We start from the raw sequence: 16186 nt of genomic DNA on the forward strand, positions 1-16186 counted from the left end.
ACAAATAGCTACTATGTATTTTTTGAATATTTAGTGATTAATAACCATGATAAATGTATATTTACTTAAGTTACGTTTAAGATTTATTTATGAATTTTTTTATACTATTATTAAGAAATCCTATCAATCAGTTTTTTGCTTTTTATAACCTAAAATAGTAAAATAAGATAATGGTCTGTTATGGCGCTATTTATTATGTTGATAGTAATATTTATATAGAATTTAGGTGTTTATTTTGATAAAAAAAATTAAAAATATAGTAAGCACACGACTTGGATTTGTCATACTATTATTAGTACTAGTATGGGCAAAAACAATGTTTGCTTATTTTGTCGACTTTGATCTTGACATAGAAAATATATACCAAACTTTACTGGCAATTTTCAATCCAATCCCTACAGCACTCCTTCTTTTAGGATTTCCACTTTATTTCAAAAATAAAAAAGTGTTCTATACTTTGGAATGGATAATTTTTATTGCCCTATCACTTTGGATATTTGCTAACTCAGTTTACTTTCGTGAGTTTTCCGATTTCATGACTCTTAATACAATAAAAGGGTCTAGTAAGGTCTCTGCAGGTCTTGGTGAAGCAGCTTTAAACTTATTTAAACCATGGGATTTAATTTATATAATTGATATTCCTATTCTTGCTTTTTTATTTAAGAAAAAAATAATTACCATGGACCCACGTCCCTTCAGAAAAAAAGCAAGTTTTGCAATTACAAGTTTATCGTTATTATTATTCTCTATTAACTTATTCTTGGCTGAGGTTGATAGACCCGAACTACTGACTCGTGGTTTTTCAAATACTTATATCGTTAGATATTTGGGTTTACAGCCATTTATTATTAATGATTCAATTAACACGTATAAAATAAATCAGGTTAGAAATATCGCAACTCCTGAAGATTTAAATACTGTTGAAAATTATGTTCAAAAACATTATGCTGAACCTGATCCTAAATATTATGGAATAGCTAAAGGTAGAAATGTAATTTATATTCATTTGGAAAGCTTTCAACAATTCTTGATTGATTATAAATTAAAGGATGAAAACGGTGTTGATCATGAAGTTACACCATTTTTAAATTCCCTTTTCCATAGCAAAGAAACATTTGCTTTTGATAACTTTTTCCACCAAGTTAAAGCAGGGAAAACATCTGATGCTGAAACATTAATGGAAAATTCATTTTTTGGTTTAACTCAAGGTTCATTGTTTGTACAAAATGGAGGTAAAAATACCTTCCAGGCCGCCCCTTCAATATTGGATCAAAAAGGCGGTTACACTAGCGCCGTATTCCATGGAAATGCAGGAACATTTTGGAATCGTAATGAAACTTATAAGCATTTAGGTTATGATTACTTCTTTGATCAATCATATTTTAATGTTAACAAGGACAACTCATTCCAATATGGATTACACGACAAATATTTCTTTAACCAATCGATTGAATACTTAGAACATATTCAACAACCATTCTATGCTAAGTTCATAACAGTAAGTAATCACTATCCTTATACTCAATTTAAAGATGATGATGAAGGCTTCCCAATTGCTAAAACAGATGATGACACAATAAATGGATACTTTGCTACTGCAAACTATCTAGACCAGGCAGTTAAAGAATTCTTTGATTACTTAAAAGCAACCGGTGTTTATCAGAATTCTATGATTGTTTTATATGGTGACCATTATGGTATTTCAAATTCAAGAAATCCTGATCTAGCACCATTACTTGGAAAACAAAAGGAAACTTGGAGCTCTTACGATAACGCCATGCTTCAAAGAGTACCTTATATGATTGTATTACCTGGTCAAGACAAGGGATATGTAAATCATACATTTGGAGGTGAAGTAGATAACTTACCAACAATGCTTCACTTACTTGGGATTGATTCAAGTAAATTCCTTCAACTTGGACAAGATATGCTTAGTCCTAAACATAATAATCTAGTTGCCTTTAGAAATAATGGTAACTATGTAGCAAAAGACTATACCGTGTATAATGATCGAATTTATAGGACTGATACTGGTGAAGAAATTACCAACCCGACACCTGAAACAAAAGCTCTAGTTGATTCATATAAGGAAAAAACTGAAGAACAATTAAATATCAGCGATAAGTTAACTCGTGGTGATTTATTAAGGTTCTATGATAAAGATGGACTGAAGCCTGTTAATCCTGATAATTATGCCTATAACCATGGTTATAAAAAAGCTACTCAAATTGAAAAGGAACTTGGAGATAAATCAACAAGTATCTACAGCAAAAATAACAATACCTCAACCGTTGATAAATTTAAAAACTTCAGCTACAAGGATCTCCATCCTGAGTTAAAGAAAGATGAAGAAAATAGCTCAGGAAGCTCTTCATCAAGTTCAAGTGAACAAGCAAAATAAAAAGTCCATTAGGGCTTTTTATTTTGCTTTAAGTTACAAAAAGAAATTTACGCAATGAAAAAAACAGCTCTTTTGAGCTGTTAATATTAATATAACTTTACTTTTAATCATACAAGAAGAATTATAAAATTTATAATTTTATTTTTTAAAATATTTCTATGATTAGATATCAATTGTACTATATTGAGCATTTGCTTCGATGAAATCACGACGTGGTTCAACGCGGTCACCCATTAACATATCGAATATCATATCTGCTTCCGCAGCATCATCAACAGTTACACGTGCCATTATACGATGTTCTGGGTCCATTGTTGTATCCCAAAGTTGATGGTCATCCATTTCTCCAAGACCTTTGTATCGTTGAACAATAGGTTTAGAACGACCATTTGACATATCTTCTACCACGCGCTGCAACTCTTCTTCTTGATTCGCTCCTGGTAGAATGTATGTGATTTCTTTACCAAGTTTTACACCATAAATTGGAGGCTGTGCAATATATACATAACCTGCTTCAACAACTGGTCTCATATATCTGTAGAAAAGAGTTAATAACAAGGTTCTAATATGAGCTCCATCAACATCGGCATCGGTCATAATTACTAGCTTATGATAACGTGCTTTTGAAACATCAAAATCTGCACCGAATCCTGTACCCATAGCAGTAAATAAAGATCTAATTTCTTCATTAGCAAGAATTTTATCCATACTTGCTTTTTCAACGTTTAAAATTTTACCACGGATTGGTAAAATCGCTTGGAACTCACGATTTCTACCTGACTTAGCTGAACCTCCGGCTGAATCCCCTTCGACTATGAACAACTCAGTTTCCTTAGGATTATTAGATGAACAATCAGCTAATTTTCCAGGGAGGTTAGATATTTCAAGACCTGATTTTTTTCTGGTAACTTCACGAGCTCTTTTTGCTGCAATACGAGCCTTGCTGGCTAATATTCCTTTATCAACAATTTTACGAGCTACAGGTGGATTCTCCATTAGGAATCTTTCAAAAGCATCACTAAACAATCGGTTTACAATACGTGAAACTTCACTATTTCCAAGCTTAGTTTTAGTTTGTCCCTCAAACTGTGGATTAGGGTGCTTAATAGAAATAACGGCAGTCAATCCTTCACGGATGTCATCACCAGTTAAATTTTCTTCGTTCTCTTTGATGATTTTATTCTTACGTGCATAATCATTAACAACACGAGTCAGAGCTGTTCTGAACCCTTGTTCATGTGTACCACCTTCATGAGTGTTGATATTGTTAGCAAAACTTAAAACCGTTGAATGGTAATCCGCAGTATACTGCATGGCAACTTCTACATTAATATCTTCCATCTCACCTTCGGTAAAAATAGGTGTATCAAAAAGGGTTGTTTTATTTTCATTGATGAAAGATACATAAGACTGGATGCCGCCTTCATAGTGATATGTCAGCACCTTATCTTCTTCACCACGTTTATCTGTGATTGAAATTCTCAAGCCACGATTCAAGAAAGCTAGCTCTCTAACACGTGTAGCAAGTTTTTCGAATTCAAAATTAGTAGTCTCAGTAAAAATTTCTGGATCTGGTGTGAAATGCACCTTTGTACCATGAAGTTCTGTATCACCAATGATTTTCAAATCATCAATAACAAGACCACGTTTGTACTCTTGGAAATACATTTTTTCATTTTTATAAACTGTAACGTCTAATTGAGTTGATAAGGCATTAACTACAGATGATCCAACACCGTGCAGTCCTCCTGATACTTTGTATCCGCCTCCGCCAAATTTTCCTCCAGCATGAAGAATAGTAAATACAGTCTCAACAGCAGGTCGTCCAGTTTTTTCTTGAATATCAACTGGAATACCACGACCATCATCAACAACAGTAATTGAATTATCTTCTTCAATTGTAACTTCAATATGTGTTGCAAAACCAGCTAAGGCTTCATCAATTGAATTATCAACAATTTCCCATACTAAATGGTGTAATCCTTCCTTACTCGTTGAGCCAATATACATCCCAGGACGCATTCTTACAGCTTCAAGACCCTCTAAAACTTGAATTTGACTTGCGTCATATTCGTTAGCTTCTTCATTAAATGTTTTTATATCTTCAGCCAATCTATCTTACTCCTGTCATATTTACATTACCTTTATTATACCATATTTTTGTCGAAAAATCTTCACTTTTCACATAGTGGTATAAAAAAGAAACCCTTATAAATCAAGGATTTCTGATAATGATTTGATATTTTGGTCTGCTTGCAAAAGATATTCATCATTTGAAAAATAAATGGTTGAAATTCCTGCATTGATACCTGCTTTAATATCAAGTAGTCTGTCACCAATCATAACTGCATTTGACATTTGATATTTTTTAATTAAGTAATCAACAGATTGTGGATCAGGTTTTCTTGCAAAGCCATTATCACTAGTAACTACTTCTGTAAAATATTTGTGAATATTAGTTGCATCGAGAATTTCTAATACATGATTATCTCGGTGGCTAATCATAAAGTTCCTACCACCATTATCAACTATTTCACTTAATACTTTTTTAGCATCAGCAAATAATACAGGTTGTGCAAGATATTCTCTCTCTACTTCCTTATATATTTTCAAGAAATTTGGTATATCTGAAGCAAATTTTTGAATAGCATAGTCAGTAGAGTGCTTAAGAGCATTATAAATATCAAGATGGCTAACTTCAATATTAAATCTTTTCAAGGATCCTTCAAAGGCTTGTGCTGAACTTTCATAGTTATCGAGAAGCGTACCACCTAAATCCCATATATAATCGTCATATTTCATGTGATAATTATAACATAATAAATATATTTGTTAAGTAGTTAAGTGTCTAATTATCGGTTTTTTGTAATTCGATTTTTTGATCAGCAAGCTTATCTATAAAATACTTATCATGCTCCACAATCAACAATGTTGGCTTAATATTTGAAATTAAATCTTCAATTTGCTCATGGTTAAAAACATCAAGATAATTCAACGGTTCATCCCAAATATAAAGTTCAGCCGGTGTTGACAAACTTCTAGCAAGTTCGACTTTCTTTTGTTGGCCCATAGACATATCTTCAATCTTCTGCTTAAAAACATCTCTTTCCATACCAAGCTTCTTTAAATTATTAAGCAAGTCTTGATAGTCAAGTTTTTTCTCATCAGCCCAATCCTTTATATATCCAGTATTATCATCATAAATCTGTCTTACACAAGATATTTTCAAGTTTTTACTTTCAGCATAAGTGTGTAACCTATCAAGTAATTGGGATTTACCAATACCATTTGGCCCTGCAATTGCAGTAACTTGACCTCTATCAACTTCAAATGATACTGGTTTAAAAAGTGGTTTTCCTTCATCAAAGGACACAGTCATATCTTGAATAGTTAACAGCCTTTCTTTTCTTGACTGAGTATAATTCATTGAAAGACTATCAATAAACTCCAAATTTTTAAGAAGCTTTTCCTTCTCTTCAATTTCACTATTCATTCGTCTTTCAAGAACTTTAGCTTTTTTCATAACACGTGCAGCTCGTGCAGTTATCTTCCCATCATGACCTGTTCCACCACTTCCTTTGATATTGGGATTACCATGAATATCTCCCTCACGCCTTTTAGACCAATCCTCTTTATCTCGTGACGTTTTTTTGAGGCGACTTATTTCACCTGCCAATTTCTCATTTTGTGCAAGTTCAAACTCATCTCTCATCTTTTTTTCCTGCTCATATATAGAAAAGTTCCCCTGATAAGCTATCAATTGATTTTTTTCAATAGCCAAAACGTGATCCGAAACTTCATCTAAAAATGCACGATCATGACTAACGACTATGTATCCCTGTCTCTTTTTCTTAAGATATTCCGCAACCTTTGAGCGGCTCTGCTTGTCTAAATGGTTTGTAGGCTCATCAATCAATGGAAAACTGCTGTCATCTAAGAACAAGAGGGACAGTAGCGCTTTAGTTTGTTCCCCTCCTGAGAGACTATCAAATGGCCTCCAAAGACCATCTTCTGGAAAACTTAATTGATTGAGTTCTCTTTTCAACTCCCAATCTTCAAAGTCCATCAATTCTTGTAAAACATAGTAAGTCAACTGGCTTTTATCCAAAACATTTTGTGGGAAATAAACGAATTGTCGAGGTGATGTTATTCTACCTGAATATTCATATTTTCCTCTTAATAAATTAAGTAAGGTAGTTTTGCCTCGACCATTACGACCAACTAAAGCTAGATGCCAATTTTCATCAAAATGACTATTGACCTCTTCAAATATATTTTTATCTGTATATGAAAATGTTAAATTTTTTATTTCTATCATAGAACCTCCTAACTTATCAAATAGATAAGATTAACTGAAGCCTATTCCAAAATGAGTAGTATGATTATGAGCTTTTGTAGACTTTTTAAGACCCTTTGATTCCTTTTGTTTTCCATTTGGAATGGCTATATTTTTCTTCTTAGCACGAATTTCTTCAACTTTTTTAGTTAATTCTTCTTGTTTTCTTCTCATTCTCTTCTCCCATATCTTCTCTTTTAAGCTCGATTATCCGATTAGCAATTTTATCAATAAAAAATTTATCATGCTCTACTACAATCATTGTTGGATTAATTTGTAATATTAATTCTTCAATCTGTTCATGATTAAATACATCAAGATAATTTAATGGTTCATCCCAAATATAAAGTTCTGCAGGAGTTGAAAGACTTCTAGCTAGCTCAATCTTTTTTTGTTGCCCCATCGACATATTCTCAATCTTTTGGTTGAAAACATTTCTTTCCATTCCAAGCTTTTTAAGATTATTAAGTAACATTTGATAGTCAATATTTTGTTTGTAAGCCCAATCCTTTATATATCCTGAATTATCTTCATATATTTGTCTAACTTGGGATATTTTTACATTTTTATTTTTTGCCTCTCTATATATTTTATTCAGCAGTTGTGATTTTCCAATTCCGTTTGGACCAATAATAGCTGTAATTTGTCCAGAGGTGATTTCAAAAGAAACAGGAGCAAATAATGGTTTACCTTCTTCAAAAGCTACTGTAACTTCATTAAAAGAAATGACTTTATCTTTACGACTTTGTTTGTAATTAATTCCAAGTACATTTATATACTCAAGATTTTTAAGAAGTTTTTCTTTTTCTTCCAAATCTTTATTTGCACGTCTTTCAGCATTTTTTGATTTTTGCATTAATCTAGCTGCCTGTGTTCCGATAGCACCTTTGTCAACTCGTTTTTTCTCGCTATCAAAGCCTCTAACTTTTCTGTTCTTGGTATTCTCCATTTTATTTGACCATGCTGCTTTTTCACGAGCTGTTTCTTTTAACCTATGTATTTCTTTTTTCAACTTTTCATTTTTAGCAAATTCGAACTCATCTCGAAGTTTCTTCTCAGTTTCATAAGTTGTAAAATTTCCTTGATAGGTTACTAATTGATTCTTTTCGATAGCAATGACATGGTCTGAAACCTCATCCAAGAAAGATCTATCATGACTTACAACAATATAGCCCTGCCTCTTTTTCATAAGATATCTAGCAACTAATTCTCGACTTTCCTTATCTAAATGGTTAGTGGGTTCATCGATTAAAGGGAAATTATTATCATCCAAAAATAGTATGGCAAGTAATGCTTTAGTCTGCTCACCACCTGAAAGGCTATTAAAAGGTCGCCATAGGCCATCTTGGGGGAAATTAAGGAGATTCAACTCACGGTTTAATTTCCAGTCTTCGAAGTCTGCTAACTCGTGCAAAATATAATAAAGTAGATTTTCTTTATCTGTTACATTTTGTGGAAAGTATACAAAATTATTTTCAGTTGAAATTTGACCAGAATATTCAAATGTATTTTGTAATAATTTTAGTAAGGTTGTTTTTCCTCGACCATTACGTCCAACTAAAGCAAGGTGCCAAGAATTATCAATTCGACAATTTATATCTTCAAATATATTATTTTCTGCATAAGAAAAAGTAAGGTTTTTTATCTCTATCATACGTACCTCCTCATTAATTCAGGGATTGGCGGTATGAAGATAGTAAAACCTTACCTTCTACTCTTATGACTAAAAGTATACAAAAAATATATCCTATATATTCCTATATTTTTTAATCAATATTATTAGGTGCTCATTCAAAAGCATAAACTTCCAAATGTTTGTATTCTTAAAAAAGACGACAAAAAAGCAACGAAAAACCAATCCAAAATTTATAAACATTATTAATTAAGTTTTTTAAATTTGAATTAATTTTTCATTGCCCACCTCCGATATTTGTTAAACACAATTTAACAAATAACTTTTAGTTTGTCAAATAATATCTTAATGGAACTGCATTCCACCATCAACGATGATTGTTTGACCAGTAATGTAATCGGAATCGCTTCCTGCTAAGAAAGAAACAACATTTGCAACATCTTCAGCTTCTGATAAGCGTTTTAATGTAATATCTTTTGCAAATTGTTCTAGACCCCATTCATCGTCTTTACCAGCGTTTTTACCTACTTCATGGGCAATATTCATCATCATTGGAGTACGAACAATACCTGGTGCAAATGCATTTACTGTGATACCATCATCTGCTAAATCACGTGCAGTAACTTGTGTAATTCCACGAACTGCAAATTTTGTACCACTGTATAGTGAAAGATTTGGATTACCAACCACACCTGCTTGTGAAGTAGCGTTAATAATTTTTCCACCGTGACCTAATTTTTTGAAAGCTTCGACTGCTGCTTGTGTTCCCCAAAGTACTCCACCAACGTTAATTCCATAAACTTGTTCAAATTGTTCAGGAGTAATAGTATCAATTGGTGTTGTAGGGCCTACACCTGCATTGTTAATAATTACATCAAAGCCACCAAGCTTTTCAACAGTTTCATTCACTGCCGCAAAAACTTCATCACGTTTAGAAACATCTGCTTTAATTGAAATTGTTTCACCTTTATCAGCCAATTTCTCAGCTGCTTCTTTTGCTACTTCTTCATTGTAATCAACTAATGCTACTTTGAAACCATCTTTCAATAGACGTTCTGCAATTGCAAATCCAATACCCTGTGCTGCTCCTGTTACTAATGCTACTTTTGCCATACTATTCTCACTCTCTATATAAAAACTAATTTACGATATTAAATGGGGATTGAGAAAAATGATTTAATAAATCATCTATCCCCACCCCCAAAGATTTTATTGAATTTTAATTAAATATTACTTGCTTTCTAAAAGTTCGATTGCTAGATCTAGCCCTTTATCTCCTTGCATTAGCCCGTACATTTGCATAGGAATATCTTTTACTGGAGTATCAGGGAATTTATTTTTTACTTCTGTTACAATATAACGAGCTTGAGGGCCAATCATAATTACATCAGCTTCTGAACCCTTTTCATCAACTTCAGCAAGTCCATATGCAGTTACAACATAATCAAGACCACGAGAATTAGCTTCTTCTTGCATTTTTTTTGCAAACATTGAAGTACTCATACCTGCTGAACAAAATAAATTAACTACTGTTGACATCTTTTTCTCCTCTTCGTTTTCTTTATTGAAAACGTTTCCTTTGTTTATAGATATATAATACTACTTTTTTAAAAGTTTGAGAATATGTTATCAAACAAAAAAGTTATATAACACAGTTGGTGTTATATAACTTAGAAAATTTTATTTAGAACTTCTTCTGTAAATTACTTTTCCATTCTCGTTTGGAATGCCATCATCATCTACTTCAAGTTGATTGTATTTCATTGATAACACTAAACCAACACCAATCAAATTACCAATTAGACTTGAACCACCTTGAGAAATAAAAGGTAGTGGAATACCAGTAAGAGGTAAAACCCCAATTGTAGCACCTATATTTTCAAATACATGGAAAAGAATCATCATAATTATTCCAGTTGAAATATAAATATAAAATTGATTATTTGAATTATAAGTTGCCATTATCATTCGATAAATTAAAAAGAAATAAATTAAAATCAAACATGTGCTACCAATAAAACCAAAATTTTCAGCAATTACTGTAAAAATCATATCACTTTCTCGAACTGGGACAGGTAATGTTGCAACATCAAATCCATAACCTGTTAGTCCACCAATACCGACTGAAATCTGCCCTTGTGCTTGCTGAAAAGTAACATTCTGCGCATTTTCAAAGGGATGAAACCAAGCATCTATTCTTTGAATTTGATATTTTTCAATTCCAATTGACATGAGAAAATTTCTCCCCCAATCAACAGTTGTAAGAAACAATATACCACCACCAACAATTAAAATTGTTAATGCTGTTGGAACAATTATTTTCCAGGAAACACCTGAAACAAATACTACTCCTGCAAAAATTGCCATAAATACTAAAAGTGTACCAAAATCATTTTGTAGTTTTAGAAGAACTATTATTGGTAATGTTACTAAAAATAACCTAAATATTAATTTGAAATCATCTACTAAATCTGTCGCCTTCTGAACTGATTGATAAGAAGTAACTATTTTTGCCATCATCAATATATAAGAAATTTTCATTAATTCTGATGGCTGAAAATATGTTTTCCCATTATAGGATACCCAGTTTTTTGCACCTGTTGCTGCGACTAACTGATTATCATAAAAAACAAGAGGAAGAATCATTAATATAATACCTAATACATAAAATATAGGTGTTAATTTCCATAAATATTTTGAATTAAAATGCATCACAATGAATGCAATTATTATTCCAAGTATAGCCCAAATGCTTTGTAATATCATAACTCGACTTACCTGTATTGGGTAATCATGACTGACTGCAATATAAATTGAACCAAGACCTATTAATAGCAGAAGTAATACTGGTAAAATAAGTGGATAATCTAGTCTACTATCTAAAGATCTTTTATTTTTTTTCATAGAACAAAATCCTTTCAATTATCATATTATACACTATTTACGATATAAATAAAAAGGCTAATCTAGCCTTTAAAGAAAATTTTTCAACCATTCAAGTCCATATGTCCAAGCAAGGCTATATAGTCCAACTCCGAAAATTTTACCAACGACAATTGAAAAAGTAAAAAACTTATAAGTCATCCTAGTTTGGCTTGCTATTAATACAAGCGCATCATCAGGTGCAACTGGTGCAAAAATCATCCAAAAGAAAAACCAGTCAAATTTTTTTCCTTTGTCAACCTTCCCAAGATATTTATTGTAGGTTTTTTCAGGAACAAAAGTCATTACAAATGGTTTTCCATATTGTCTTCCCATATGAAAGAGAATAAGACTGCCTAATACAATTCCGATATAATTATATATGAATCCCAGAACTGGTCCAAAAATCAGAACTGAAGATGCACATAATATTCCTGCTGGAACAACAGGCACAACTACTTGGATAATCTGTAAACCTATCATCAAAAGAGGTCCAAAAATGGGATGGGCATCTACCATAGATTTAATTACATTATCATCCTTAAAAATACCAAGTTTATATAAATAAAATGCTAACGCAAAGGAAGAAAGAAAAGCCACAACTGTAACAATGTTTACAATCCTTTGTCTTGTTTGTTCACTTTTCAATATACATCCTCCGAGCGTAAATTTAAATAGTAAACTAATACTATCCTTTTTTTGATTGGCTTTTAAGATATTCAGTATTCTCTTCAACCCACTTATCTAGTTGATTGGCAAGACTTTCAAAACCTATTTGATTTTTCTTTGATTTATATCTTCTTTTTTTCTTTGTTACATGAGTTTGCGGCCTATCTTCCAACGTTCTCAATGAAAGACTTATTTTCCCAGTGTATTCATCAATGTCAATAATTTGTGCTTTAGCTTTTTGGCCAATTTCTACGGTTTCCATTATATTTTTAGTATAACCAGACTTAATTTCTGAAATATGAATCAAACCATGACAATCACCATTAAACTTAACAAATGCACCATAATTTTGAACACCTGTAATAGTTATATCAACGATATCACCAATTTTTAGTTTTTTTTTAAATCTGACTTATCTATGAAGTCTCCATCTTTATCATCAACTAATTCTATTGATTCAATTACAACATCATCAACAGGTTTGTCCTGGAAGCCAGTAGGGACATTTGCAATTTCATCTAACACTTTATATGAAGCTTCATCATACAAATGACCAAATACTGTGTGACGTCCATCTAAATGCGGAGTACCACCACCAGCATAGAGTTCAGCAATTTCTTCAGGCCATCCACCATTTACAAGAACATCTTTTGTATAAGGAATATTTTCATTTTGAACAATAAAGAACTGACTACCATTCGTATTTGGACCAGCATTTGCCATGCTTAAAGCTCCACGAATATTAAATACTTGGTTTGAAAATTCATCTTCAAATTTACTTCCATAAATACTTTCTCCACCCATACCAGTACCTGTTGGATCTCCACCTTGAATCATGAAATCTGGAATAATACGGTGGAAAATCACACCGTCATAGTATCCATCATTAGCTAGCTCAACAAAGTTTTTTACTGTTCTAGGCGCTAATTCATTAAAAAGTTTAACTTTTAAATCTCCATGGTTTGTTTTAATTATTGCGATTTGTCCACTTGCATTTTTTAAATCAGCCTGTGGGTAATTTGAATTTGTCATTTTAATAAATCTTCTTTCTAAATAATCTCTAGTTTTTCTAAAGCATTGTAAATTCCATCATTCTCAACAGAATCAGTTACAAAACTAGCTTTCTCTTTAATTTCAGGATGTGATACTCCCATAGCAACAGAGAGGCCCGCGTAATCAAATATTTCTCGATCATTAAGTTCATCACCAAAGACTAATAGATTATCTTTAGTTAAACCTAATTTTTCTAAAACTTTTGAAACACCATAAGCTTTACTTCCAGAAAAGCGAACAATATCACTACTGTATTCATGCCATCTAACTAGACGAATTTTATCCTTCAAGTTTTCAGGTAAAGTAGCATCAACATCACGCTCTGTAATTGTTAACATCTGATAAATATCATCTTTTTTATAATAATCCTTATCTTCAGCTAATCTTCCGTAAATCGGACCAATAGCATCTTCAGCTAAATTATCCCAAACATTAACGATTACATTCTCATTTGCAACAAATGAATAGTTAATTTTTTCATCATTCGCCCATGAAATTATCTCTTCAACCATTTCAGTTGGTAAAGGATTTTTATAAATAATATTATGATCTCGATCCTGAACGTGTGCACCATTTATGGTTACAAAATAATCAGGTTCTAATTCTTTAATTTCAGGAACTACTCCAAAATAACATCTACCTGATGCAATTCCAGTAAGTATTCCTTTTTCTTTTAATTTTGAAAAAACCTCTTTTATTGATTCAGGCATATATCCTGTAGTTTTCACACGTAAGGTATCATCAATATCGAAAAAGACAATTTTGATATCTTTTGCTTTTTCAATTAATTCTTCTAAATTCACAACTGCACCTTCTCTAAAAATTTTATGTCTTATTTTATTATAGAAAAAAATTTACATAAAATAAAGAACTAGTGCTCAGCAATATTATGTTGTAAAGCATAGATAACTGCTTGTGTTCTATCATCTACTTCAAGTTTTGAAAGAATATTTGAAACATGTGTTTTTACTGTTTTTAAACTTATAAATAAGTCATCTGCGATCTCTTGATTACTCAATCCTTTACTGAGCTCTCTTAAAACTTCCATTTCACGAGCTGTCAAATCATCATGCAACTCAGGAGCACGATTATTTCTCTCTTGTATTTTTTGACGAACACTATCACTTAAGACATCCTCGCCATTATAAATTTTTCTAATAGAATCTGCGATTTCATCCGCTTGAGAAGTTTTTAAGATATATCCTTTCGCTCCCGCCGCAAGTGCTGGAAAGACTTTTTCATCATCTAAAAAACTAGTTAAAATAAGTATCTTTGCATCTGGATTTTCAGCTAAAATTTCTTGACTAGCTTCAATTCCGCCCATTTCATTCATCACTAAATCCATTAAAATTACATCAGGATTATATTCCTTCGCATATTCAACTCCAATATTACCGTCTGAAGCTTCTGCTACAACTTCGATATCATCTTGAATGTTCAGGAAACTTGAAAGTCCCAAACGAACCATCTCATGATCGTCAACAATAACTACCTTAATACTCATTTTTTGGAATCCTTATTTCTATGCTTGTACCTTGATTAGGTGCACTTATAATCTTTGCATCTCCTCCAAGAAGCACTGACCTCTCTCTTATATTTTTCAAACCATAACTGGCTGATTTTGTCTGACTTGTATCAAATCCTACTCCGTCATCCTCTACCTTTAATATAACATTATTTCCAGAATTTAATAAGGAAATATTGATGTTACTTGCTTTAGAATGCCTAAGAGCATTACTTAGAAGCTCTTGCATAATTCTAAAAATATTATCTTCAACAGTACGTGACAATTTTATATCGTTATCATATACCCAAGATATTTTACCAGAAATTTTAGCTTGTAACTCATCAACAAGACCACCAATTCCTTCAATTAGTGATTTACCATTTAGCTCTACAGGTCGTAGATGAAGCAATAAAGCACGCATTTCATTTTGTGCTTCATGAAGAATCTTTAGAACCAAATTAACTTGTGTAGTCATTTGTTCACTTGAAAGCTTTTTATTTCCAACTACACCTGACAATATCATAGTCGCAGCAAAAAGTTGCTGGCTAACTGAATCATGTAACTCTCTTGAAATCCTTTTTCTTTCTTCAGTTACAATTTCAACCTGTTTAACTGTATCTTCCCTAGTTGCATCTTGTAATTGTTTAGTCAATTCTTGAATCCTTTGACTTACTGAGTTAATATCAGGGTTTTCAACTTTTATCCCTTTCATTGCTTTAGAAATATCTCTTGAAAAATGTCTTTCAATTCGCCAGTTCTCTAAATAATTGAATACTGTAAAAGATAAAGCCAATAATGCACTTACTGCAAAAATAATCCACAGTGAGCGCCAATGTGAAGTCAAATTTTCATAAAATTGATGTGAAGATGTGGATAAAGTGTAGACCACCAATAAAATTGAAATTAAACTAGTAAAAAAGCTGTAGAAAAATGTCTTGAACACTGATTCTTTCATAGTTTAATCACCGTTAGATCACCATAAACAACATCTACATAAATTCGTAGATGAGGAATCTCCTCAGAAAAATCATGAGAATAGTATTTAATACGTTCACGATTTGAAACAGTTTTTTCACCAAAGAAATTTGCTTGACCTTTCATACTTGAAAAATCGATAGATACAGCCATATTATTTGGCACAATAATTTTTGTATTACCTGCAAATTTTCTAATCATTACAACATTATCCAATTTTCTAAAGTTCGTGTGTTCTAAATCGATAACGTCATCACTGATTGATTTTATTATATTTATATCATCGAAACGATAGTATTCTTCTGCAGACGCCGCTGAAAAATTTAACTTTTGCTTATCAAAAACAACTCCTTCTCTCTCATCATAAAATGTATCTATAATGTCGAAATTTTGGTCTTTTTGAGGTACTTTTACAAAGATAACAATTGCAATTACTGCTATTACTATTGCAGCCCAAATATAAAAGTTTCCAAGAATAAATACTGCCATTATTAGTGACAATATCGCCATCATCATTTTTAATATAAACCAGCGACATTTAGATAAGAGCATGCCAACTACTATTGCAAGAGCCAAGCATATAACAAATCCTGGTTCTCTTAATAGATTTACCAAAGCTGATACTAACAAAATCAACTCTGTAATAATAAATAATCTGATTTTCATACTTTAATTTTATCAAAAATACTT

Annotated in this window: 16 protein-coding genes; 1 reads left to right on the forward strand and 15 read right to left on the reverse strand. The window is 31.9% G+C overall.

Going from position 1 to position 16186, the window contains the following annotated elements; all coding sequences use genetic code 11:
• Nucleotides 1-238: 238 nt before the first annotated feature.
• Complete coding sequence (locus tag BG261_RS02680; RefSeq protein WP_070791771.1) at nt 239-2401, forward strand: LTA synthase family protein; 2163 nt, start codon at nt 239-241, stop codon at nt 2399-2401.
• A gap of 162 nt (nt 2402-2563) precedes the next feature.
• Here the strand turns inward: BG261_RS02680 and gyrB are convergent, their stop codons facing one another.
• The 15 genes from gyrB to liaF all read right to left on the reverse strand — a co-directional run bounded on the left by gyrB (nt 2564) and on the right by liaF (nt 16162).
• Nucleotides 2564-4513, reverse strand: coding sequence for a DNA topoisomerase (ATP-hydrolyzing) subunit B (gyrB, locus tag BG261_RS02685; protein WP_070791631.1), 1950 nt, complete (start codon nt 4511-4513; stop codon nt 2564-2566).
• A gap of 96 nt (nt 4514-4609) precedes the next feature.
• Complete coding sequence (locus BG261_RS02690) at nt 4610-5203, reverse strand: HAD-IA family hydrolase (RefSeq protein WP_070791632.1); 594 nt, start codon at nt 5201-5203, stop codon at nt 4610-4612.
• Between the two features lie 46 nt (nt 5204-5249).
• The gene (gene abc-f / locus BG261_RS02695) at nt 5250-6719 is read right to left on the reverse strand and encodes a ribosomal protection-like ABC-F family protein (RefSeq protein WP_070791633.1); all 1470 of its coding nucleotides are present in this window, start codon (nt 6717-6719) and stop codon (nt 5250-5252) included.
• A gap of 30 nt (nt 6720-6749) precedes the next feature.
• Nucleotides 6750-6911, reverse strand: a complete 162-nt coding sequence (locus BG261_RS11425) for a hypothetical protein (protein ID WP_158007173.1) — start codon at nt 6909-6911, stop codon at nt 6750-6752.
• Complete coding sequence (gene abc-f / locus BG261_RS02700; protein WP_070791634.1) at nt 6883-8391, reverse strand: ribosomal protection-like ABC-F family protein; 1509 nt, start codon at nt 8389-8391, stop codon at nt 6883-6885. The genes BG261_RS11425 and abc-f (BG261_RS02700) overlap by 29 nt, the downstream gene beginning before the upstream one ends.
• Before the next feature lie 324 nt (nt 8392-8715).
• Nucleotides 8716-9483: a (S)-acetoin forming diacetyl reductase gene (locus BG261_RS02705; RefSeq protein WP_070791635.1), complete on the reverse strand. Its 768-nt coding sequence runs from the start codon at nt 9481-9483 to the stop codon at nt 8716-8718.
• 117 nt (nt 9484-9600) lie between these two features.
• Nucleotides 9601-9909 carry a PTS sugar transporter subunit IIB gene (locus BG261_RS02710; protein WP_070791636.1) on the reverse strand — a complete coding sequence of 103 codons (309 nt, stop codon included), beginning with the start codon at nt 9907-9909 and terminating at the stop codon, nt 9601-9603.
• 141 nt (nt 9910-10050) lie between these two features.
• Nucleotides 10051-11274 (reverse strand): FtsW/RodA/SpoVE family cell cycle protein, encoded by a 1224-nt coding sequence (locus BG261_RS02715; protein ID WP_070791637.1) that lies wholly within the window; start codon nt 11272-11274, stop codon nt 10051-10053.
• A 69-nt stretch (nt 11275-11343) separates the two neighbouring features.
• Complete coding sequence (locus BG261_RS02720) at nt 11344-11940, reverse strand: TVP38/TMEM64 family protein (protein WP_070791638.1); 597 nt, start codon at nt 11938-11940, stop codon at nt 11344-11346.
• Nucleotides 11941-11980: 40 nt separating this feature from the next.
• Nucleotides 11981-12349, reverse strand: a complete 369-nt coding sequence (locus BG261_RS02725) for a CvfD/Ygs/GSP13 family RNA-binding post-transcriptional regulator (RefSeq protein ID WP_070791639.1) — start codon at nt 12347-12349, stop codon at nt 11981-11983.
• A gap of 2 nt (nt 12350-12351) precedes the next feature.
• Nucleotides 12352-12993: a peptidylprolyl isomerase gene (locus BG261_RS02730; protein ID WP_070791640.1), complete on the reverse strand. Its 642-nt coding sequence runs from the start codon at nt 12991-12993 to the stop codon at nt 12352-12354.
• Between the two features lie 17 nt (nt 12994-13010).
• The gene (locus tag BG261_RS02735; protein ID WP_070791641.1) at nt 13011-13817 is read right to left on the reverse strand and encodes a Cof-type HAD-IIB family hydrolase; all 807 of its coding nucleotides are present in this window, start codon (nt 13815-13817) and stop codon (nt 13011-13013) included.
• A 68-nt stretch (nt 13818-13885) separates the two neighbouring features.
• The gene (locus tag BG261_RS02740; protein WP_070791642.1) at nt 13886-14518 is read right to left on the reverse strand and encodes a response regulator transcription factor; all 633 of its coding nucleotides are present in this window, start codon (nt 14516-14518) and stop codon (nt 13886-13888) included.
• On the reverse strand, nt 14508-15476 hold the full coding sequence (locus tag BG261_RS02745) for a sensor histidine kinase (protein ID WP_070791643.1): 969 nt from the start codon (nt 15474-15476) through the stop codon (nt 14508-14510). The genes BG261_RS02740 and BG261_RS02745 overlap by 11 nt, the downstream gene beginning before the upstream one ends.
• Nucleotides 15473-16162 carry a cell wall-active antibiotics response protein LiaF gene (gene liaF, locus BG261_RS02750; RefSeq protein ID WP_070791644.1) on the reverse strand — a complete coding sequence of 230 codons (690 nt, stop codon included), beginning with the start codon at nt 16160-16162 and terminating at the stop codon, nt 15473-15475. The genes BG261_RS02745 and liaF overlap by 4 nt, the downstream gene beginning before the upstream one ends.
• Nucleotides 16163-16186 lie beyond the last annotated feature (24 nt).

Source organism: Floricoccus tropicus, from assembly GCF_001832905.1.
Lineage (GTDB): Bacteria > Bacillota > Bacilli > Lactobacillales > Streptococcaceae > Floricoccus > Floricoccus tropicus.

What these genes read in the sequence shown, in the direction of transcription:
- BG261_RS02745 (WP_070791643.1), bottom strand. Translation starts at nt 15,476, where the DNA reads ATGAAAGAATCAGTGTTCAAGACATTTTTCTACAGCTTTTTTACTAGT.
- BG261_RS02705 (WP_070791635.1), bottom strand. Translation starts at nt 9,483, where the DNA reads ATGGCAAAAGTAGCATTAGTAACAGGAGCAGCACAGGGTATTGGATTT.
- BG261_RS11425 (WP_158007173.1), bottom strand. Translation starts at nt 6,911, where the DNA reads ATGAGAAGAAAACAAGAAGAATTAACTAAAAAAGTTGAAGAAATTCGT.
- BG261_RS02710 (WP_070791636.1), bottom strand. Translation starts at nt 9,909, where the DNA reads ATGTCAACAGTAGTTAATTTATTTTGTTCAGCAGGTATGAGTACTTCA.
- BG261_RS02740 (WP_070791642.1), bottom strand. Translation starts at nt 14,518, where the DNA reads ATGAGTATTAAGGTAGTTATTGTTGACGATCATGAGATGGTTCGTTTG.
- BG261_RS02730 (WP_070791640.1), bottom strand. Translation starts at nt 12,993, where the DNA reads ATGACAAATTCAAATTACCCACAGGCTGATTTAAAAAATGCAAGTGGA.
- BG261_RS02690 (WP_070791632.1), bottom strand. Translation starts at nt 5,203, where the DNA reads ATGAAATATGACGATTATATATGGGATTTAGGTGGTACGCTTCTCGAT.
- abc-f (WP_070791633.1), bottom strand. Translation starts at nt 6,719, where the DNA reads ATGATAGAAATAAAAAATTTAACATTTTCATATACAGATAAAAATATA.
- BG261_RS02715 (WP_070791637.1), bottom strand. Translation starts at nt 11,274, where the DNA reads ATGAAAAAAAATAAAAGATCTTTAGATAGTAGACTAGATTATCCACTT.
- liaF (WP_070791644.1), bottom strand. Translation starts at nt 16,162, where the DNA reads ATGAAAATCAGATTATTTATTATTACAGAGTTGATTTTGTTAGTATCA.
- abc-f (WP_070791634.1), bottom strand. Translation starts at nt 8,391, where the DNA reads ATGATAGAGATAAAAAACCTTACTTTTTCTTATGCAGAAAATAATATA.